This is a genomic window from uncultured Polaribacter sp. (assembly GCF_947495205.1).
GTDB lineage: Bacteria > Bacteroidota > Bacteroidia > Flavobacteriales > Flavobacteriaceae > Polaribacter.
The window spans coordinates 36862-55486 of sequence record NZ_CANLXV010000009.1 but is presented as its reverse complement, the minus strand read 5'-3'; the positions used below and the strand labels follow the sequence as shown (position 1 = coordinate 55486).

The 18625-nt window shown below is 29.5% G+C and carries 21 protein-coding genes; 8 read left to right on the top strand and 13 right to left on the bottom strand.

Annotation, left to right across the window (positions count from 1 at the left end; translation table 11 throughout):
• Positions 1 to 36: 36 nt before the first annotated feature.
• The 4 genes from Q0762_RS09910 to Q0762_RS09895 all read right to left on the bottom strand — a co-directional run bounded on the left by Q0762_RS09910 (position 37) and on the right by Q0762_RS09895 (position 2968).
• Positions 37 to 288 carry a hypothetical protein gene (locus Q0762_RS09910; RefSeq protein ID WP_298766510.1) on the bottom strand — a complete coding sequence of 84 codons (252 nt, stop codon included), beginning with the start codon at positions 286 to 288 and terminating at the stop codon, positions 37 to 39.
• A 150-nt stretch (positions 289 to 438) separates the two neighbouring features.
• Positions 439 to 897 carry a hypothetical protein gene (locus tag Q0762_RS09905; RefSeq protein ID WP_298766508.1) on the bottom strand — a complete coding sequence of 153 codons (459 nt, stop codon included), beginning with the start codon at positions 895 to 897 and terminating at the stop codon, positions 439 to 441.
• A gap of 86 nt (positions 898 to 983) precedes the next feature.
• Positions 984 to 2327, bottom strand: a complete 1344-nt coding sequence (purB, locus tag Q0762_RS09900; protein ID WP_298766506.1) for an adenylosuccinate lyase — start codon at positions 2325 to 2327, stop codon at positions 984 to 986.
• Positions 2328 to 2371: 44 nt separating this feature from the next.
• Entirely contained in the window at positions 2372 to 2968 is a 597-nt protein-coding gene (locus tag Q0762_RS09895; RefSeq protein ID WP_298766504.1) for an adenylosuccinate lyase, read from the bottom strand.
• A 47-nt stretch (positions 2969 to 3015) separates the two neighbouring features.
• On the opposite strand from Q0762_RS09895, the gene Q0762_RS09890 reads away from it, so the two are divergent.
• The 6 genes from Q0762_RS09890 (at position 3016) to Q0762_RS09865 (ending at position 8320) form a co-directional block, all read left to right on the top strand.
• Entirely contained in the window at positions 3016 to 3723 is a 708-nt protein-coding gene (locus Q0762_RS09890) for a toxin-antitoxin system YwqK family antitoxin (protein ID WP_298766502.1), read from the top strand.
• Between the two features lie 102 nt (positions 3724 to 3825).
• The gene (gene mnmA, locus Q0762_RS09885; protein WP_298766501.1) at positions 3826 to 5013 is read left to right on the top strand and encodes a tRNA 2-thiouridine(34) synthase MnmA; all 1188 of its coding nucleotides are present in this window, start codon (positions 3826 to 3828) and stop codon (positions 5011 to 5013) included.
• Between the two features lie 53 nt (positions 5014 to 5066).
• The gene (locus Q0762_RS09880) at positions 5067 to 6734 is read left to right on the top strand and encodes a S8 family serine peptidase (protein WP_298766499.1); all 1668 of its coding nucleotides are present in this window, start codon (positions 5067 to 5069) and stop codon (positions 6732 to 6734) included.
• Positions 6734 to 7675 (top strand): nitronate monooxygenase, encoded by a 942-nt coding sequence (locus tag Q0762_RS09875; RefSeq protein WP_298766497.1) that lies wholly within the window; start codon positions 6734 to 6736, stop codon positions 7673 to 7675. The genes Q0762_RS09880 and Q0762_RS09875 overlap by 1 nt, the downstream gene beginning before the upstream one ends.
• Positions 7676 to 7792: 117 nt before the next feature.
• Entirely contained in the window at positions 7793 to 7984 is a 192-nt protein-coding gene (locus tag Q0762_RS09870; RefSeq protein ID WP_077809452.1) for a cold shock domain-containing protein, read from the top strand.
• Between the two features lie 138 nt (positions 7985 to 8122).
• Complete coding sequence (locus Q0762_RS09865; RefSeq protein WP_298766487.1) at positions 8123 to 8320, top strand: YwbE family protein; 198 nt, start codon at positions 8123 to 8125, stop codon at positions 8318 to 8320.
• Positions 8321 to 8329: 9 nt separating this feature from the next.
• Here Q0762_RS09865 and Q0762_RS09860 read toward each other — a convergent pair whose 3' ends face one another.
• The 3 genes from Q0762_RS09860 to mtaB are packed head-to-tail and all read right to left on the bottom strand — an operon-like array spanning position 8330 to position 11342.
• On the bottom strand, positions 8330 to 9247 hold the full coding sequence (locus Q0762_RS09860; RefSeq protein ID WP_298766485.1) for a lytic transglycosylase domain-containing protein: 918 nt from the start codon (positions 9245 to 9247) through the stop codon (positions 8330 to 8332).
• 40 nt (positions 9248 to 9287) lie between these two features.
• The gene (locus Q0762_RS09855; RefSeq protein WP_298766483.1) at positions 9288 to 9947 is read right to left on the bottom strand and encodes an alpha/beta hydrolase; all 660 of its coding nucleotides are present in this window, start codon (positions 9945 to 9947) and stop codon (positions 9288 to 9290) included.
• A 60-nt stretch (positions 9948 to 10007) separates the two neighbouring features.
• Positions 10008 to 11342, bottom strand: a complete 1335-nt coding sequence (gene mtaB, locus Q0762_RS09850) for a tRNA (N(6)-L-threonylcarbamoyladenosine(37)-C(2))-methylthiotransferase MtaB (RefSeq protein ID WP_298766481.1) — start codon at positions 11340 to 11342, stop codon at positions 10008 to 10010.
• Between the two features lie 39 nt (positions 11343 to 11381).
• On the opposite strand from mtaB, the gene Q0762_RS09845 reads away from it, so the two are divergent.
• Complete coding sequence (locus Q0762_RS09845; protein ID WP_298766479.1) at positions 11382 to 11879, top strand: GNAT family N-acetyltransferase; 498 nt, start codon at positions 11382 to 11384, stop codon at positions 11877 to 11879.
• Between the two features lie 182 nt (positions 11880 to 12061).
• Positions 12062 to 13228 (top strand): FAD-dependent monooxygenase, encoded by a 1167-nt coding sequence (locus Q0762_RS09840; protein WP_298766477.1) that lies wholly within the window; start codon positions 12062 to 12064, stop codon positions 13226 to 13228.
• Here the strand turns inward: Q0762_RS09840 and Q0762_RS09835 are convergent.
• The 6 genes from Q0762_RS09835 to ribH form a co-directional block, all read right to left on the bottom strand.
• Positions 13225 to 14229 carry an endonuclease/exonuclease/phosphatase family protein gene (locus Q0762_RS09835; protein ID WP_298766475.1) on the bottom strand — a complete coding sequence of 335 codons (1005 nt, stop codon included), beginning with the start codon at positions 14227 to 14229 and terminating at the stop codon, positions 13225 to 13227. The genes Q0762_RS09840 and Q0762_RS09835 overlap by 4 nt on opposite strands.
• Entirely contained in the window at positions 14230 to 15084 is an 855-nt protein-coding gene (locus Q0762_RS09830; RefSeq protein ID WP_298766470.1) for a rhomboid family intramembrane serine protease, read from the bottom strand.
• Positions 15085 to 15816: a rhomboid family intramembrane serine protease gene (locus Q0762_RS09825; protein ID WP_298766467.1), complete on the bottom strand. Its 732-nt coding sequence runs from the start codon at positions 15814 to 15816 to the stop codon at positions 15085 to 15087.
• 2 nt (positions 15817 to 15818) lie between these two features.
• Positions 15819 to 17633, bottom strand: coding sequence for a DNA mismatch repair endonuclease MutL (mutL, locus tag Q0762_RS09820; protein WP_298766465.1), 1815 nt, complete (start codon positions 17631 to 17633; stop codon positions 15819 to 15821).
• Positions 17634 to 17636: 3 nt separating this feature from the next.
• Positions 17637 to 17909: a riboflavin synthase subunit beta gene (locus tag Q0762_RS09815; protein WP_298766463.1), complete on the bottom strand. Its 273-nt coding sequence runs from the start codon at positions 17907 to 17909 to the stop codon at positions 17637 to 17639.
• A 155-nt stretch (positions 17910 to 18064) separates the two neighbouring features.
• Positions 18065 to 18571 (bottom strand): 6,7-dimethyl-8-ribityllumazine synthase, encoded by a 507-nt coding sequence (gene ribH / locus Q0762_RS09810; protein WP_298766461.1) that lies wholly within the window; start codon positions 18569 to 18571, stop codon positions 18065 to 18067.
• Positions 18572 to 18625: the final 54 nt, after the last annotated feature.

Below are 18625 nucleotides of genomic sequence, written 5' to 3'. Positions count from 1 at the left end.
TTGCTTTAATCAATTAAATAAATATCTAAAATATATTTAAGTAATAGCAGGTGGTCCTCTTAGAGAAAAAGCTAATTGATAATGATTTTTTAAGTAAGAATACGTTGTTAAGGCTTTGGTATTACAAGGAATTGTAATAATTTCTTGAAACGTATTTTGTGTTAATAAAGGTGTAGATTGTTTAATTAAATGCAAACTACAGTCTGTATCTTTTTCATGTATATGTTTTTCTACTTTAGAAGTACAAATACCATGCTCGTGATTACTAAAAGCATGTAAAGACATCATAATTAAAGGCATTACAAAAAGTGCCAATAAGAATAGACTTATATGTTTGTGTATTTTTTTGATAGTTTTATTTAATTATATGTTACTATTTTAAAACGGATGCAAAGTACTAATTAGCTTTAAAATTAAGACCTATACTTTTGTTAAATATTACTTTATTTTAAAAAGTGTACCCTCTGTTTTAAATTTACTAAAACCAACTTTAGCAGAAAAATCATAAGAACTATCTGTAACTTTGGTTATTTGCACATAAATAGCGTCTTTGTCTAACTGTTTTTTTGGAGATTTCATTTTTAAAGAATAAAAGAAGTTACTTTTCCATTTTATGTATAAAGTATCTATTCTTTTTACTCTTTTTTCTTGTACAGTACTATCATTAGAAATACTTATAATTTTCTCGTATTCTTCTATTTGGAAACTATCTTTTCTGGTGATAATGGTTTTACTGTAGCCATCGCCTGCAGGAATTTCAAAAACACCTTGTTTAAATCTGTCTGCATCTGGTTTTTCTGAAGAACAAGCAACTAAGAAAAAAAGTCCCATTCCTAAACAAATAGCAGTTTTAGTAAATCTTGCTAAAAAACTCTTTTTTGATTTTCTATCTAACATGTTTTTTCAATTTTAAACTTCCAACTTCCAACTTCCAACTTCCAACTTCCAACTTCCAACTTCCAACTTCCAACTTCCAACGAAATCTAAATTCCTGTATAATTTGCTGGTGTAATTGCTTTTAATTCTTCTTTAATGGTTGGTGAAACATCTAAAGTATCTATAAAATTGGCAATTGAGTTTTGATTAATTTTCTCATTAGTTCTTGTTAACCCTTTCAACGCTTCATAAGGATTTGGATAAGCTTCTCTTCTTAAAATAGTTTGAATTGCTTCTGCCACAACAGCCCAATTATTTTCTAAATCTTGCTCAAACTTTTCTTTGTTTAACAATAATTTATTTAATCCTTTTAAAGTAGACGTAAAAGCAATAATTGTGTGTCCAAAAGGTACACCAACATTACGTAAAACAGTACTATCTGTTAAATCTCTTTGCAATCTAGAAATTGGCAATTTTGCAGAAAGATGTTCAAAAATGGCATTTGCAATTCCTAAATTTCCTTCAGAGTTCTCAAAATCTATAGGGTTTACTTTATGTGGCATTGCAGAAGAACCTACTTCTCCTGCTTTAATTTTTTGTTTAAAATAATCCATAGAAACATAGGTCCAGAAATCTCTATCTAAATCTATAATTATGGTATTTATTCTTTTTAAACAGTCAAATAAAGCTGCTAAATGGTCATAATGTTCTATTTGTGTTGTAGGAAAACTATGGTACAAACCTAGTTTTTCTTGTACAAAACTGCTACCAAATGCTTTCCAATCTATATCTTTATATGCAACTTTATGTGCATTAAAATTACCAGTTGCTCCACCAAATTTGGCAGCACTTGGTATATCATTTAATAAATTAAATTGCTCTTTTAAGCGTGTAACGTAAACATCTATTTCTTTACCTAATCTTGTAGGAGATGCTGGCTGGCCATGAGTTCTAGCCAACATAGAAACCTCTTTCCACTCAATTACTAAAGTTTGTAATTTTTCTAAAACCTCAAAATATTGAGGTACAAAAACAGCATTCATTGCCTCTTTTATAGAAAGAGGAATTGCAGTATTATTAATGTCTTGAGAAGTTAAGCCAAAATGGATAAATTCTTTGAATTCTTGTAAATTTAACGCGTCAAATTTTTCTTTAATAAAATATTCAACGGCCTTAACATCATGATTTGTAATTTTCTCAATATCTTTTATTTTCTGAGCGTCTTCCGCAGTAAAATCTGTATAAATTTTACGTAAATCATCAAATAAAGATGCATTAAAATTTGCTAGTTGAGGTAAAGGAATTTCGCATAATGCAATAAAATATTCTATTTCTACGCGAACTCTGTATTTTATTAAAGCCTCTTCAGAAAAGTAGTTGGCTAATTTTTCTATTTTTCCTCTGTACCTTCCATCAATAGGAGAAATGGCATTCAATTGTGTTAAGTTCATTTTTTGTTGTGTTGTAAGCTGCAAAAATAAGCATTAAAACACAGTTATTCATGGGAATTTTGATGTTTTTCTATGCGTAAAAGAATTTGTTTTCCGCGTGCTTTTGTTCCTTTACTTTCATGAATTATTTTAGATACTATTAAATGTTTTAACTCAGTATGAATCCAATTACTGTTTAATCCAAATAAATACAAAGTATTCATAATGTATGCTCTAACTGCAATTTTTTGCGGAGTAATTAACCAATCAAAACCAGTGTTGACGATATTTTCTATGTGAGTTTTGGTTAATACTTTTTTGGTTTCATTTGTTGTTTTATCAAAAAAAGCGTTTGCTATATGTTCACAAATTTTTGCACAAGGTCTTATTGCGCTATCAAATTTTAAATATTGAATATTTTCTGTAAATTCTGTTAAATGTGGCAATATCCAATTTAAATTATGGTGGGTACAAATCCACTCTAAAATCCAAGCAGCTTTAATAGACACTTTATCATCAACAAAAAAGGTAACAGAAACCAGTGCTTCAAATAAATCTTTTTTGGCTAACACAATATCTGCAACCCTTTTTCTGTTTTCTCTTGCAGCAGTTCCCATATTTTGTAACTGCTCAATTAAATAAAGTTCATTTGTTTGCGTCATTCGTTTTACTAATGCTTTATTGTATATTTGTCCTAAATTCTATTGCAATGATACATATAAAAAGACTAACTTTTCTAAGCATCTTTATGGCCTGTTTTTTTATAAATAAAGATGTAAAAGCGCAAAAAATAAATCGTTTTAACAATAAAAACGAAAGAATTGGAGTTTGGAAAAAATATTATCCCAACAAGAGAATTCGCTATTCTGGTCAATTTGAAAACGGAAAAGAAGTAGGTGTTTTTAAGTTTTATGATATTACAAACTCAGACCATCCTGTTATTATAAAAACTTTTTTTGAAGATTCTGATTCTCTTTTTGTTCAATTTTTTACGTTAAAAGGAAAAATTAAAACAGAAGGTATTTTAAACAAAAGGAAAAGAACAGGAAATTGGCAATATTTTTATCCTGATGGTACCTTAATGGCAGAAGAAAATTATAACAAAATAGGGCAGTTGCATGGTGAGCAACTAGTATATTACCCTGATGGCCAAGTTACTGAGTTTGCAGAATATAAAAATGGTGTATTGCACGGCATAACTAGTAAATATGCTAGTAATGGTAATTTAATAGAAGAAGTTGAGTATAAATTTGGTAAAGAAAACGGACGTGCAAAGTATTTTGAATTGAATGGTAATTTAAAAGAAACAGGCATGTATAAAGAAGGCATACGTGTTGGGAAATGGGAATTTTATTTGGATGGAGAAATTGCCAAGAAAAAAGAGGTTAGAGAAAAATTTAAGGTGAAAAAGAATTGATGAAATGCTCTTTAAAACAAGAAAAAATTAAATTTTTACTTCAATTGTTATACAATAGAATATTTCTGTAAAGTTGTATCTTTGCATCCTTAAATTTATAAAATGAAAAGAGTAGTTGTTGGTCTTTCTGGTGGTGTAGATTCTAGTGTAACCGCATATTTACTAAAAGAACAAGGGTACGAAGTTATTGGGCTTTTTATGAAAAATTGGCACGATGATTCTGTAACAATTTCTAATGAATGCCCTTGGTTAGAAGATTCTAACGATGCAATGATTGTTGCAGAAAAGTTAGGTATTCCTTTTCAAGTTGTAGATTTAAGTTTACAATATAAAGAACGTATTGTAGACTATATGTTTGCAGAATATGAAAAAGGAAGAACACCAAATCCAGATGTATTGTGCAACCGAGAAATAAAGTTTGATGTTTTTATGGACATTGCTTTAGAATTGGGTGCAGATTTTGTAGCAACAGGGCATTATTGTAGAAAAGGCGAAGAAATTATCAACAAAAAACCAGTGTATAAACTTTTGGCGGGTAAAGATAATAATAAAGATCAATCTTATTTTCTTTGTCAATTATCTCAAGAGCAACTAACAAAAGCACTGTTTCCTATTGGCGAATTAACAAAACCAGAAGTAAGAGAAATTGCTAAAAAAGCCGATTTAATAACAGCAGAAAAGAAAGATTCTCAAGGTTTATGTTTTATAGGAAAAGTTCGTTTGCCAGAATTTTTACAACAAAAATTACAACCCAAAGAAGGAAATATTGTGGTAATTCCTTCAGAATTTGCTCAATATAAAGCAGAACTTCCTAAGTTCTCAAATAAAGAAGAAGAATTACAACATTTAGCTACGAAGTTTACCTATGCTAAAAATGATGGTAAAATAGTGGGTAAGCATCAAGGAGCGCATTATTTTACAAAAGGGCAACGTAAAGGCTTAAATGTTGGCGGTACTAAAGAAGCGTTATATGTTATAGAAACAGATGTAAAGACCAATACCATTTATGCAGGTGAAGGCAAAAATCATTTGGGTTTGTATAGAAATACATTATTTGTGGCCAATGAAGAAATCCATTGGATTCGTAAAGACCTCACTTTAGAGGTAAATGAAACTATGAAAGTAGAGGCAAGAATACGCTACAGACAACCGCTAGAAAATGCAACATTACATAAAGTTAAAAACGGTTTATTTGTTGAATTTGAGAATAAACAATCTGCCATACAAGAAGGGCAGTTTGTAGCTTGGTATAAAAACGAAGAACTTTTAGGTTCTGGTGTAATTTCTTAAAAACTTTTTTTACGATATATAATGTAGTATTTTTATAACTCAATTACAGAGTTATGAAAAACATTGTATTTATATTTTTAATCTTTTTTGGTTTTCAACTTTTTGCGCAACAAGAAGATGCTTGGATTTTTCTAAAAGATAAACCAAAGTCGGAAAGTTTTTTAGCAAATCCATTATCAATTTTATCTCAAAGAGCTATAGATAGAAGAAATCAACAAGGTGTAACTTTAGATGTTACAGATGTTCCTGTTGATGAAAATTACTATAATCAACTTAAAAATGAACCAAATATTACCATTTTAGGAAAATCAAAATGGTTGAATGCGTTACATATTCAAGGAACAGAATCTGTTATAAAAACATTAAAAACGAAGTTTAATTTTATAGAAAGTATAGATTTTGCAGATAAATCTTTAAATGCAGCAAGTAAAACGGTTTCTAAAAAACAGGTTTTAAATCATGTAAATAAATTTAAATATACTACTACTTCTTTTAATTACGGTGCAACAGCGACTCAAATAAAAATGTTAAATGGAGATTTTTTGCATGAACAAGGTTTAACAGGAAAAAACCAAGTTATAGCAATTATGGATGCTGGTTTTCCCAATGTAAATACTTTACCAGCGTTTAAAAGAATAAGAGCTAATAATCAAATTTTAGGTGGTTATAATTTTGCCGATAGAAATACTAGTTTTTATACTAGAAATAACCATGGAACCAATGTTTTATCAACCATAGGAGGCTATCTGGAAGACCAATTTGTAGGCACTGCACCAGATGCAAAATTTTATTTATTTATTACAGAAGTTGTAGAATCAGAAACTGTTTTAGAAGAAACACTTTGGGTAGAGGCTGCAGAAAGAGCAGATAGTTTAGGCGTAGATGTAATTAATACTTCTTTAGGATATTCTACATTTGATAACTCTAAGCACAATTATACTTATGCAGATATGGATGGAAAAACTACCTTTATTTCTAGAGGAGCAGAAATTGCATCTCAAAAAGGAATTTTAGTGGTAAATTCTGCAGGAAATTCTGGCATAAGTGCTTGGAAACATATTACAGCGCCTGCAGATGCTGCTTCTGTAATTTCTGTTGGCGCAGTAGATTCAAGTAAAAATATTTCTCCATTTAGTTCTTTTGGGCCAAGTTTTGATGGCAGAATAAAACCAGAAATACTAGCTTTAGGAACTTCTGCTTCTGTTATTAACCATACAAATGGCGCTATTTCCAATGCAAACGGAACTTCTTTTTCTGCGCCTATAATGGCAGGTTTAATAGCTTGTTTGAATGATAATGAAGGTTTTATTTTAAAATCATCAGCTAAAAAAAATAGTAAAAATTTTAATGATTATTTAAAAGAAGCCGTTTATAAATCTGCAGATCGTTATGCAAATCCTACAGATCAACACGGTTATGGTATTCCAGATTTTAAAGTAGCTTTTACTAATTTCACATCGGTTTTTTCTGTAGATAGCAATTCTTTAAATGAAATTAGTATTTATCCAAATCCTGTTGTTACAATTTTTAAGGTTAACGGCATTGAGGAGGATTTAGAAAGGTATCAATATAAAATGTTTGATGTTTTAGGTAAAAAAGTTTTGCAGCAAGTAAAATTCAACCAAAATCAAATAGATATTTCTCTATTAAAAAAGGGCGTTTATTTTTTGCAACTTTCTAAAGACAATCAACAAAAAACCATAAAAATTCTAAAGCAATAATGCAAAACAGCATCACAAAATTATTCAATATTAAATACCCAATAATACAAGGTGGTATGGTTTGGGTTTCTGGTTGGAAATTAGCTGCCGCCGTTTCTAATGCAGGTGGTTTGGGTTTAATTGGTGCAGGTTCTATGTATCCTGAAGTTTTAAGAATGCATATTCAAAAATGCAAAAAAGCAACAAACCAACCTTTTGGTGTTAACGTGCCTATGTTGTATCCAGATATTGAAAAAATAATGAATATTATTGTAAAAGAAGGAGTAAAAATTGTTTTTACTTCTGCTGGAAACCCAAAAATTTGGACGTCTTTCTTAAAAGAAAAGGGAATTACTGTTGTACATGTAGTAAGTTCTGTAAAATTTGCTTTAAAAGCAGCGCTTGCAGGAGTTGATGCAGTAGTTTGCGAAGGTTTTGAAGCTGGAGGACATAATGGAAGAGAAGAAACAACAACCTTTACTCTAATACCAATGGTAAAAGAGCAAGTTACCATACCTATAATTGCTGCTGGCGGAATTGGTTCTGGACGTGGTATGTTAGCTGCAATGATTTTAGGTGCAGATGGCGTGCAAATTGGTAGTAGGTTTGCAGCAACAAAAGAATCTTCTGCTCACCATAATTTTAAACAGCGTATTGTTGAGGTTAAAGATGGAGATACACAACTTACATTAAAAGAATTGGCACCCGTAAGATTGATTAAAAATAAATTTTATAATGATGTTCAAGACTTGTACAAACAAAAACCAACATTAAAAGATTTAAAACAATTACTGGGAAGAGCAAGAGCTAAAAAAGGAATGTTTGAGGGAGATTTAGAAAATGGAGAACTAGAAATAGGACAAGTTGCAGGGTTAATACATGAAATAAAGCCAGCAAAAGAGGTTTTAGAAGAAATTATAGTAGAATTTAATGCGCTTAAAGCGTTAGAAATCAATATTTAACATAATTTAACTAAAAGAATACAATAAATTTACATTGTATTAATTTTTTTGGAACTATCTTTGCAACTCAATAAACGCTGTTCGTAATTAAACAGGCAGCACATTAATTTTTTTATAATGAATAAAGGTACCGTAAAATTTTTCAATGAATCTAAAGGATTCGGATTCATCACTGAAGAAGGAACAAACAAAGAACATTTTGTACATGTGTCAGGATTAGTTGACGAAATTCGTGAAAACGATGAAGTTGAGTTTGACTTACAAGATGGAAGAAAAGGATTAAACGCAGTAAACGTAAGAGTTATATAATTATATATTATTACTAGTTAATTTTTTAAGAAAACCTATCAATATTGATAGGTTTTTTTTATGCCTAAAGTTTTGTTATATTTCGGGCAGTAAAGTTATTAATTTTCAATATTTTTATTTTAATATAAAACAGTTCTTATGGTTGATGCAAGAAAAAGAGATAATATTAAAGTTGGGCAGTTTGTGAAAATTGTTAAAAAGCAACACCAAATAACTGGAGAAACTACGGAAGGAACCGTGGGTGAAATTTTAACAAAATCACCCAACCATCCCTATGGTATAAAAGTTAAATTAGTTTCTGGTCTTGTAGGTAGAGTAAAAGAAATTATAGAATAAGTAATACTATTAAATAGGAACTTTTATTTCATATAACTTTCTACTCTTATTATTTAATTTATTTTCTCTTAACCAAGGGTTGTAAATTTTAAATTCTTTATAATTTAAATTATATCGTTTGGCAAAACGGGTAATATTAGTGATTGCTGTATCTACTTTGATTACTTTAGTTGGTTTTAGTGTATATAAATCTTCTTGATCAAATACAAAACCATATTTTTTAGGATTGCCAATTACTTCTTTTAAAGCTAAAATTCTAAAAACATATCTTTCAGTTTCGTCTGGTAATTTCACATCATAATAATTGTTAACTTCTTGAGCTTTTAATCTTTTAGAAACACCATAATTGCCTGCGTTGTAGGCTGCTGCTGCTAGCGTCCAAGAGCCTAAATTGTTCTTAGCTTTTTTTAAATACGTTGCTGCAACTTTAGTTGATTTTTCTATGTTATAGCGTTCGTCTACATTTTTATTTATTTCTAAACCATATTCTTTACCGGTAGCTTTCATAAAGTGCCACATACCTGCAGCACCAGCAGTAGAGGTTTCGTCTATAAATGCACTTTCAGCCAAGGCTAAAAACTTAAAGTCATCTGGTAAACCATATTTTTTAAGCAAGGGCTCTAAAACAGGAAAATATTTGTTAGCTCTTTTAATGAGTAAAATTCCGTTAGACTGCCAATAGGTATTTACTAACAACTCTCTTTCCATACGTTCTTTAACATCATTTATTTCTACAGGTACTCTTTCTCCTGCTAAATTTAGATTTTCAGGTAACTTTAGCGCTTTAATTTTATAGGTTTCGTGAGTTTGAGTTTCAGGATCTTGATTTGTGTTATTTGTTAACGTTGTTTTAGAAATTCCGTTGTAAAAGAAAGTGGCAACAATGCAAATACTTACATAAATTAAAATTTTGTTTTGTTTTTTCATAGGATTCAATTTTAGCATAAAAATAGTAATTGTGTTTGGTTTAGCAAGTTAAAATAGTATCAATAATTTGAGATATTTGTTTCGCTTTCATTAAAATGATAACATGTGTACCATCTTTAATTTCTATGGCATCTTTTATGTTTTTTATGGGGAAAATAGGGTCTTTTGTACCGTGAATATGCACGATTTTAGGTGAAGTTTCTTTTTGTTTCCATTTTAAAACATTGGTTATAGACCATTTTAAGTACGTTTTATCTCTTACGTGCAAGTACTTTTTATATAAATTTGCTTTTTTTGTTAATGATGATCCAATAAAGAATTTGGCATATTCTTCAAAATTTTCTATAACTTTAGTCGGAAAAAGTTTGTAAATCTTAGTGAGTTTGGCAAATTTAAATGATTTGGGTAACTCTTCTTTTTTTTTAATACTAGATATGATAATTATTTTTCTGCAGGTAATAAATTGTGCAATTTCTTGCACCAATAAGCCACCAAAAGAAACGCCAATTAAAACAGGGTTTTCTTCAGTAATTTTTTGGCTTAATCTGTAGGCGTAATCTGAAATTTCTTCATCTAAAGATAATGGAATAAGCCAACTAAGATAATGTAAACTATATTTTTCTTTATCTAATGTTAAGTTTTCAAAAATTTCTGGACCCGCGGCCAAACCTGGCATTAAATAAATTGGAATTTTTTTCATTTCCTTAAAATAGATGCACTTTTAATTCGTAACCAAATTATGCAAAAGTTACCAATATATTTAATTCTTTATCAGTTCTTTTTCAAATTTAAATCTTACCAAACCGTCTTCATCAATAGTTGTTAATTGTATAGGATGTAATGTGTTTACTAAATCTGGATTCCATGGAGCTTTAACTTTTACATAATTTTCTGTAAATCCGTGAATATAGCCTTCTTTATTTTCATTTTCAAACAAAACGGTTAATGAATTACCTAATTGCGACTCATAAAAAGCTCGTCTTTTTTTAGCTGATAAACCACGCAACATTTTACTGCGTTTTGCTCTTGTTTTTTTAGGTACAACACCTTCAAAATTTACAGCAGCTGTGTTTGGTCTTTCAGAATATGTAAAAACGTGCAAGTAAGAGATGTCTAAATCGTTTAAATAATTATACGTTTCTAAAAATAACGCATCTGTTTCTCCAGGAAAACCAACAATAACATCTACACCAATGCATGCATTTGGCATGGTTTCTTTAATGCGCGCAACTCTATTGGTATAGGTTTCTCTCAAATACCTTCGTTTCATTTTTTTTAATAAAACATTACTACCAGATTGTAGTGGAATATGAAAGTGAGGTACAAAAGTTTTCGATTTTGAAACAAAATTAATTGTTTCATCTTTTAGTAAATTAGGTTCTATAGAAGAAATTCTTAATCTATGAATTCCATGAACATTGTCTAATTCTTTAACCAATTCTAAAAAGGTATGTTCGTGTTTTTTATTACCAAATTCACCTTTACCATAATCGCCAATATTTACACCTGTGAGCACAATTTCTTTAATGCCTTTAGCAGAAATTTCTCTAGCATTTTCTAATACATTTTGTAAGGTATCACTTCTAGAAATACCACGTGCCAAAGGTATAGTGCAATAGGTACATTTATAATCGCAGCCATCTTGTACTTTTAAAAAAGCGCGGGTTCTATCTCCAATAGAATAAGAGCCTACATAAAAATCGGCATCAGCAATTTCACAAGAATGTATTTCTCCAACATTATTCTTGGTTAAATCGTTAATATAAGAAGTTACATTAAATTTTTCTGTAGCTCCTAAAACCAAGTCTACGCCATCTACAGCAGCTAATTCTTCTGGTTTTAATTGAGCATAACAACCAACAGCAATTAAAAAAGCTTCTTCATTTTTTTTAAGTGCATTTTTTACAATACTCTTAAAGCGTTTGTCTGCATTATCTGTTACAGAACAAGTATTAATTACATAAATATCTGCTTTCTGTTCAAATGCTACGCGTTTAAAACCTTCGTTTACAAAATTTCTTGCAATGGTAGAGGTTTCAGAGAAGTTTAATTTGCATCCTAAAGTATAAAAAGCAACTTTTTTATTTGGGTTCATTTTGGTACTTTTAACGTTTACAAAAATACGATATTATTCATGATTTTTGAAACGGAAAGACTACTTATTAGAAGATTGCAAGAAGAAGATTTGTCTGGTTTTTATGATTTAGAAAGTAATCCTGAAGTTTTAAAGTATGCAGATGGTTGTGTTAAAAATCTTAAAGAAACTAAAGAAGAACTTTTTGGTTTCATAAGAAAATATGATGAAAAGAATAATTATTTTTGGATTTATGCTGTAGAAAGAAAACAAGATGGCGCATTTATAGGTACTGTTGCGCTTATAAATTCTAAATTTGATACTGAAATAGGCTATCGATTTATACAAAATTATTGGGCAAATGGTTATGGTTTAGAACTCTGTAAAGCACTTATTAATTATGCCAGAAAAATTGGTTTACAAAGGTTGATAGCCTTTGTGATTGACAAAAATATTGCTTCAAAAAAGATACTTGAGCAATTGTTTTTTAAAGTTGAAAATTGCTTTTTAAATGAAGAATTGCAATTGCAAGAAACAAAGTATGTCCTAGAATTATGATTTAATTATGCTTTAAAGTTTTTCACATTTTTGAAGTTTTAATAAAAAATAAGAATTAAAGACGATTAATAACATATTGTTTTCAGCATAAAGAAGGTTTAAAAACCATCAATTTAGAAATAGTAATCTTGTAAAAGTGTATGGATTAGCTTTACAAATTAAAGAATAATAGGTCTTTATAAATGGAGAATATAGAAAAAACAACAATTTGTATTATTGGAGCTGGACCATCTGGTGCAGCAACTGCATTGATGTTAAGTAAGCTTAAAATTCCGCATATTATAATAGATAAAGCATTATTTCCAAGAGACAAAACTTGTGGAGATGGCTTAATTCTTTACGCATACCGTTCTTTAAAAATTTTAGGAAATCAATTATTTCAAGATTTTTTAAAACATCCTAAGTTTATTCACAGTAAAAAAATACAATTTCATCCAAATGATCATCATCATATAGAATTTAAAGAAACTGAAGAAAGAGACATGGTGATTTCTTATGCAAAACGCATAGATTTCGACGATTTTTTAGTAAAACATTTTTCTAAAACATACACCAAAACATTTTTTGGGAGTGGCGTAAAAATAATAAAGGAGAATAAAAAAGGGATGCAAATTACCTTAAAAAATGGAAAACAGATTGATGCCAAATTGATAGTTGGTGCAGATGGTGCAAAATCTACAGTTTATAGAAACTTGGTAAAAGACAAGATTTCAAAAAAATTGGCATCAACATTTATTAGTGGTTATTTTAATAATGTAGTTTTGGCAAAAGATAATGTTGCAGAAATTAGGTTGGTGTATAAAAAAGTAACTTTATTCTTTTATATTTTTCCTTTATTTGATGGCAAGGTAAATGTTAGTTTAGGAGGAAGGGTAGATCTAATAAAAAAACATAATATTAATTTAATTGATGAAATTCAGCATATTATACAACATCATAAAAAAGTAAAAGGTAAATTTATACATGCAGAAAAAGATGGGAATTGGAGAGGTTGGTCCATACCTTTTCATTTTGGTAAACAGAAAACCTCTGGAAATGGTTTTTTATTGGTAGGTGATGCTGCAGGTTTAGCAAATCCTTTTTACAAAGAAGGTATTGGCACAGGCATGATGTCTGGAATTATTGCAGCTAAAAATATTGAGCGATGTGTAAAAGAAAATAATTTTACTGCAGAAAACTTAAAAAAATATGATCAAGAGTTAAAAGACAAATTTGGTAGACTTTTAAGGTTTAGTTTTTATGCGCTTCAAGTAGCAAGATTTAAAAGTACTTTTGCTTTTTTTACAAGTCTTTTAAAAAGGAAAATAGAATCAAAATCTTACGGTGCTATTCAAAAAAGAAGTTATTAATTACTCCAATTAACTTTAGCCATAATAGGGAAGTGGTCTGAGTAATCTACTGAATATGTTTTAAATTGATTTATAATGCTGCTTTTGTCTGTTAAAATAAAATCAATTCGCATAGGAAACCAGTAATCAAAAGATTTTCCAAATCCTTTACCAGATTCTATAAAAGCATCTTTTTTATTATTCGAAAGTTGTTTGTACATCCAAGAATATGCAGTATTGTTAAAATCTCCACAGATTATTTTTTTGCCTTTCCATTTTTTTTCATGGGCTAAAAAAAGTTCGGTTTGCTTTACTTGCTCTTTAAAAGAATTGCCAACACGTGCTAATAATTTTTCAGAGTTTGATTCTCCAAAATTTTCTTCATTGGGTTTAATTCGTAAAGATTCAAAATGTACATTATAAATTCTAATGGTATCTTTATCTTTTAAAACATCTACAAAAATTGCGTTGTTATTTGTTTTTTCAAAATCTAAGGAGCCTTCGTTAATAATTTTATATTTAGAATATATTACCAAACCGTAATTTCCTTTTAGTTTATGGTACTTGTACTTGTAATTTTTTATTATTCTTTTAGGCGATTTATAAAACTCTTGCGCTACAAAAATATCTGGCTCTTGTTTTTTAATAAACGCATAACCATTATTTTTTAAGGTTTTATTTTTAGAAAATAAATCGAATGCTTTTACATTAAAACTCATAATTTTTAAATCTGAATTTAATGATGAGTTGTTTTCTGATATTTTAAAAAACGGAGTAGCAACAAAGCCACCAAGCACTAAAACAGCGGTAGAAAGTAAAACCTGTTTTTTTAATTTTACCAACCAATATATGGCAAAGACAATATTTATAAGTAGTAAAATAGGTACAAATAAACTTAATATTGCTAAAAAAGGTATGTTTTTAGGAGATACATAAGGCAATACAAATGAAAGCAGTAATAAGGCTGCAAACAGCGAATTAATTAAATAGACTAACTTGTCTAAAAAAGATAATTTCTTCATCTATTTTTTACCTTGTTTAAATAAAAAATCTTTTTCTGCTTTGGTTAAGGTGTCATAACCAGATTTACTTATTTTATCTAAAATAGCATCTATTTCTTTTTGATTGTTAGCAACAAGTGTGGTTTTCTTTTTTAAGTTGGTTTTAGATTTGTAAACCGTTTGTAAAGGCTTTTCTTTCTTTTTAAACATTGAAAAAAGACTCCCAAATATATCTAATTTTTTGTTACTTGCCTGGTTTACATATAAAAAACCAAATAAGCTACCGCCCAAATGAGAAAAGCTACCACCACCATTTGGTCCTATTAAACCAACAACATCAAACGCTAACCAAACTGCAGCCAAATGCCATAATTTTATATAACCTAAAAGACGAATATTTATCTGATAATTTGGCATATATGTAGCTAAACCTATAAAGATAGCAGAAACTCCAGCTGATGCTCCAACCAAACGAGAAGAACTGCCTTCAAAAAGAGGAAAGTAATTCTGACTAAATAAATAGAAGAATCCACCAAACAAAGTTCCTAAAAGATAAAATTGTAAAGCTTGTTTTTGTGTAAAATATTGAATGAATAGATTGCCAATAAAGTACAAACCAATCATGTTAAAAAGTAAATGTATAAAGCCAGAATGCAAGAAACCGTAAGAAATTAAAGTCCAAGGTTGGGTTAATAATTCGTTTAAATCTCCATCTAAAGAAAACCATTGCACAATATAACTAACCTGGCCACGATACAAACCTTGCACTACCAATATAAGTAAGCTTACGGCAAATACACCTACGTTTATATAGATTAGTTTTTCTATAATATTGGCCGTATTAAATCTATATTTTATTTTATTTATAAAATCCATTTAACTTGTTTTAAATTGATTTTTTTTCCAGTAATAAGCAATTAAAAACCCAATTAAAGCGCCACCAATGTGCGCAAAATGGGCAATGTTACCCACGGAATATTTTGTCATTCCAAAAAATAAATCTCCTAAAATCATAATAGGTATAAAATATTTTGCAGCTATTGGAACAGGAAAAAACAGTAATGCCAATTTAGCATCTTTAAAATACAAGCCAAAAGCCACTAAAACTCCGTAAACTGCTCCAGAGGCTCCTACAGCAGGTGTGTTGTATAATGATGATATTTTGTTAAATTGTTCTTGGGTTATAGCATTTACAACTCTAACATCATTAGTACTTCCTTTTTCTAAAATTGATAAAATTTCATTTGGATTTACACCAGCATTTATAAATAATTCATAAATACCATTAAACTGATAATAATTAACAAGTGTGTAAATTAAGCCTGCTCCAATTCCTGCAGAAAAGTAGAAAAATAAAAATCTTTTTTTACCCCACATTTGCTCTAAAGGAGTTCCAAAAGCCCATAAACCATACATGTTAAAAAGAATATGCGCAAAGCTACCATGCATAAAAATGTGGCTAACATATTGCCAAATTCCAAAATGTTCATTTTCTGGAAAATGCAATGCCAAAATATTGGTAAAATCTAATTGTAGTAATTGTGGTGCTATAAATACAATTACATTTATAATAATTAAGTGTTTAATACCTTCTGTAACTTTTCCCATAACTAACTATTAAATAAATTATCAATTTCGTTTAATGTTAAAGTCTTAAAGGTAGCCTTACCAAAAGGGGAAACACTTGGTTCTTTGCAAGAAAATAAGTCGTTTACCAAACCTTCTTGTTCTTTCTCTGAAAGTAACGTACCCGTTTTTATAGATAAGGTTTTGGCAAATGATTTTGCCATAACATCAAAATGACTAAAACTTGCATCGGGTACTTCTAAATCTATATCATTTAAAAGTTGTTCTAAAATTATGGTAATTTTACTTTCTGTTACAGAAACTGGGATTCCTTTAATGGTAACACTGTCTTTTGTAAATTCATCAAAAGAAAAACCAGCGTTTTCAAGCTCACTTTTAATAGTGTAAATCATTTCTATTTCCGCAGAAGAAAAAGAAATTTTAACAGGAAACAAAAGTTGCTGACTGTTGGCTTCTTTGACAGTAATACTTTCTAGAAAATCTTCATATAAAACTCTTTGATGCGCTAAAGATTGATTAATTAAAACCACACCAGATTTTATTAAACTTAACACGTATTTGCGTTGTATTTGAAAAGTCTTTTGTGTTTTTTCTTCTTGTTGATGCTCAAAAAGTTGCTCTTGTTCGTTTTCTATAGTTGTTGCAGTAGCAGTGTACAAAGATTCCCAACTTTGGGTGTTTTTTTCTCTTTTGTAAGGAAAACTTATTTCTTTTTGAACCTCTTCTTTAAAAGGATTAAAATCTGGATCTACAGAAATTTTTGGAATACTAGCGCTTTTTGTTTTCGATTTAAAATGATAAGGTGTATCTAGATTAGCATCTCTATTAAAATCTAAAACTGGCGCTACGTTGTATTGTCCCAAACTATGTTTAACAGTAGCACGTAACATGGCGTATAAAGCTTTTTCGTTATCGAACTTTATTTCTGTTTTTGTTGGGTGAATGTTTATGTCTATGGTGTTTGCAGGTACTTTTAGGTATAAAAAATACGATGGATGTGTACCATTTTCTAACAAACCATCAAATGCATTAACAACAGCATGGTTTAAGTAAGAACTTTTTATAAAACGATTGTTTACAAAGAAAAACTGTTCGCCTCTTTTTCGTTTAAAAAATTCTGGTTTTGCAACAAAGCCTTCTATTGTTAAAATATCGGTAACTTCATCAATTGGTACTAGTTTCTCATTCATTTTACCACCAAAAACAGCTACAATACGTTGTCTTAAATTTCCAGCTCTTAAATTATAAACTTCGTTATTATTGTGGTGTAATAAGAAAGAAATACTAGGGTGTGCTAAAACCACACGCTGAAATTCATCTACAATATGTCTGGTTTCTACGGTATCTGATTTTAAGAAATTTCTTCTTGCAGGAATGTTATAAAATAAATTTTTAACCGCTAAACTGGTTCCTGCTCCTGTAGAAACAAAATCTTGAGAAACAATTTTACTTCCTTCAATTTTTATGGCACAGCCCAATTCTTGGTTGTGCTCTTTTGTTTTTAATTCTACATGCGCAATAGCTGCAATTGAAGCCAATGCTTCGCCACGAAAACCTTTGGTAGATAAATTAAATAAATCTTCTGCTTTTTGAATTTTAGAGGTTGCATGGCGCTCAAAACACATTCTTGCATCTGTAGCGCTCATTCCTTTACCATCATCTATTACTTGTATTAATGTTTTACCAGCATCTTTAATAAGTAATTTTATATTTGTTGATCCTGCGTCTATCGCATTTTCTAACAATTCTTTAACTACAGATGCAGGCCTTTGCACTACTTCTCCTGCTGCAATTTGGTTGGCAACATGGTCTGGTAAAAGTTGAATGATGTCAGACATTAATTAATTTGTGAATATAGATAAATCGAAATCTATAATGTATAAGAAAATGAATATTAAAATGGCAATAATAATTAAGATGGTTTTGTTTACGCTTTTGTCAGACGATTTTAAATCGTTTAGAGCATCTGAAAACTTACCTTTAATACCTTTGTTTTTACCAGCAGTAGTTCTAAATTGGTCTAATTTATGCTCAATTTTAAAAGGGCTACCTTCTCCTTTGTAATAAAGAGGTTGATAATCGAATTTCTTATTTGTACGTTTTAAAAATCCCATAGTTTTTTACTGAATTGATAGGTTAATTTACATTGTAAAATCAACTTTTATACCAATTTATAAAGTTACTCAAATTTAAAGAAATTCGTTTGATTGTAAAAGGTTTGCTGTTAAAAGTATTCTTAAAATTAAATAGGAAATAAAGCATTGATTTGCTAAAAACCAATACTATCTGAAGTTCTATTTAAATTATTTATGGCCGCCATTTTTATTGCAGCAACGGCACACTCTATACCTTTATTGCCTAATTTACCACCAGATCTATCTAAAGATTGTTGTTTGGTGTTGTCTGTTAAAACGCAAAAAATAACAGGCACATCATATTTAATATTTAAATCTACAATACCTTGTGTTACGCCATCACAAACAAAATCAAAATGTTTAGTTTCTCCTTGAATAACGTTACCTATTGCAATTATAGCGTCTACTTTTTGAGACTGTATCATTTTTTTACAGCCATAAATTAGTTCAAAACTTCCTGGGACATCCCAAGAAATAATATCCTGTTTTGCAGCGCCACAATCTAGTAAAGTATCAATTGCTCCTTGTTGTAAATTTTTTGTAATTTCTGGATTCCATTCAGAAACAACAATCCCAAATCGAAAAGGTTTCGCATTTGGGATTGTTGTTTTATCGTAATAAGATAAATTTGTTGTTGCCATTTTTTGTTTTTAGTTTATCGTTTTTGGTTGTTGGATTTAACTAAAAACTATAAA

Bases quoted from the DNA above. Each gene is read 5' to 3' on its own strand.
- Q0762_RS09910 (WP_298766510.1), bottom strand. From the start codon at position 288: ATGATGTCTTTACATGCTTTTAGTAATCACGAGCATGGTATTTGTACT.
- Q0762_RS09905 (WP_298766508.1), bottom strand. From the start codon at position 897: ATGTTAGATAGAAAATCAAAAAAGAGTTTTTTAGCAAGATTTACTAAA.
- purB (WP_298766506.1), bottom strand. From the start codon at position 2,327: ATGAACTTAACACAATTGAATGCCATTTCTCCTATTGATGGAAGGTAC.
- Q0762_RS09895 (WP_298766504.1), bottom strand. From the start codon at position 2,968: ATGACGCAAACAAATGAACTTTATTTAATTGAGCAGTTACAAAATATG.
- Q0762_RS09890 (WP_298766502.1), top strand. From the start codon at position 3,016: ATGATACATATAAAAAGACTAACTTTTCTAAGCATCTTTATGGCCTGT.
- mnmA (WP_298766501.1), top strand. From the start codon at position 3,826: ATGAAAAGAGTAGTTGTTGGTCTTTCTGGTGGTGTAGATTCTAGTGTA.
- Q0762_RS09880 (WP_298766499.1), top strand. From the start codon at position 5,067: ATGAAAAACATTGTATTTATATTTTTAATCTTTTTTGGTTTTCAACTT.
- Q0762_RS09875 (WP_298766497.1), top strand. From the start codon at position 6,734: ATGCAAAACAGCATCACAAAATTATTCAATATTAAATACCCAATAATA.
- Q0762_RS09870 (WP_077809452.1), top strand. From the start codon at position 7,793: ATGAATAAAGGTACCGTAAAATTTTTCAATGAATCTAAAGGATTCGGA.
- Q0762_RS09865 (WP_298766487.1), top strand. From the start codon at position 8,123: ATGGTTGATGCAAGAAAAAGAGATAATATTAAAGTTGGGCAGTTTGTG.
- Q0762_RS09860 (WP_298766485.1), bottom strand. From the start codon at position 9,247: ATGAAAAAACAAAACAAAATTTTAATTTATGTAAGTATTTGCATTGTT.
- Q0762_RS09855 (WP_298766483.1), bottom strand. From the start codon at position 9,947: ATGAAAAAAATTCCAATTTATTTAATGCCAGGTTTGGCCGCGGGTCCA.
- mtaB (WP_298766481.1), bottom strand. From the start codon at position 11,342: ATGAACCCAAATAAAAAAGTTGCTTTTTATACTTTAGGATGCAAATTA.
- Q0762_RS09845 (WP_298766479.1), top strand. From the start codon at position 11,382: ATGATTTTTGAAACGGAAAGACTACTTATTAGAAGATTGCAAGAAGAA.
- Q0762_RS09840 (WP_298766477.1), top strand. From the start codon at position 12,062: ATGGAGAATATAGAAAAAACAACAATTTGTATTATTGGAGCTGGACCA.
- Q0762_RS09835 (WP_298766475.1), bottom strand. From the start codon at position 14,229: ATGAAGAAATTATCTTTTTTAGACAAGTTAGTCTATTTAATTAATTCG.
- Q0762_RS09830 (WP_298766470.1), bottom strand. From the start codon at position 15,084: ATGGATTTTATAAATAAAATAAAATATAGATTTAATACGGCCAATATT.
- Q0762_RS09825 (WP_298766467.1), bottom strand. From the start codon at position 15,816: ATGGGAAAAGTTACAGAAGGTATTAAACACTTAATTATTATAAATGTA.
- mutL (WP_298766465.1), bottom strand. From the start codon at position 17,633: ATGTCTGACATCATTCAACTTTTACCAGACCATGTTGCCAACCAAATT.
- Q0762_RS09815 (WP_298766463.1), bottom strand. From the start codon at position 17,909: ATGGGATTTTTAAAACGTACAAATAAGAAATTCGATTATCAACCTCTT.
- ribH (WP_298766461.1), bottom strand. From the start codon at position 18,571: ATGGCAACAACAAATTTATCTTATTACGATAAAACAACAATCCCAAAT.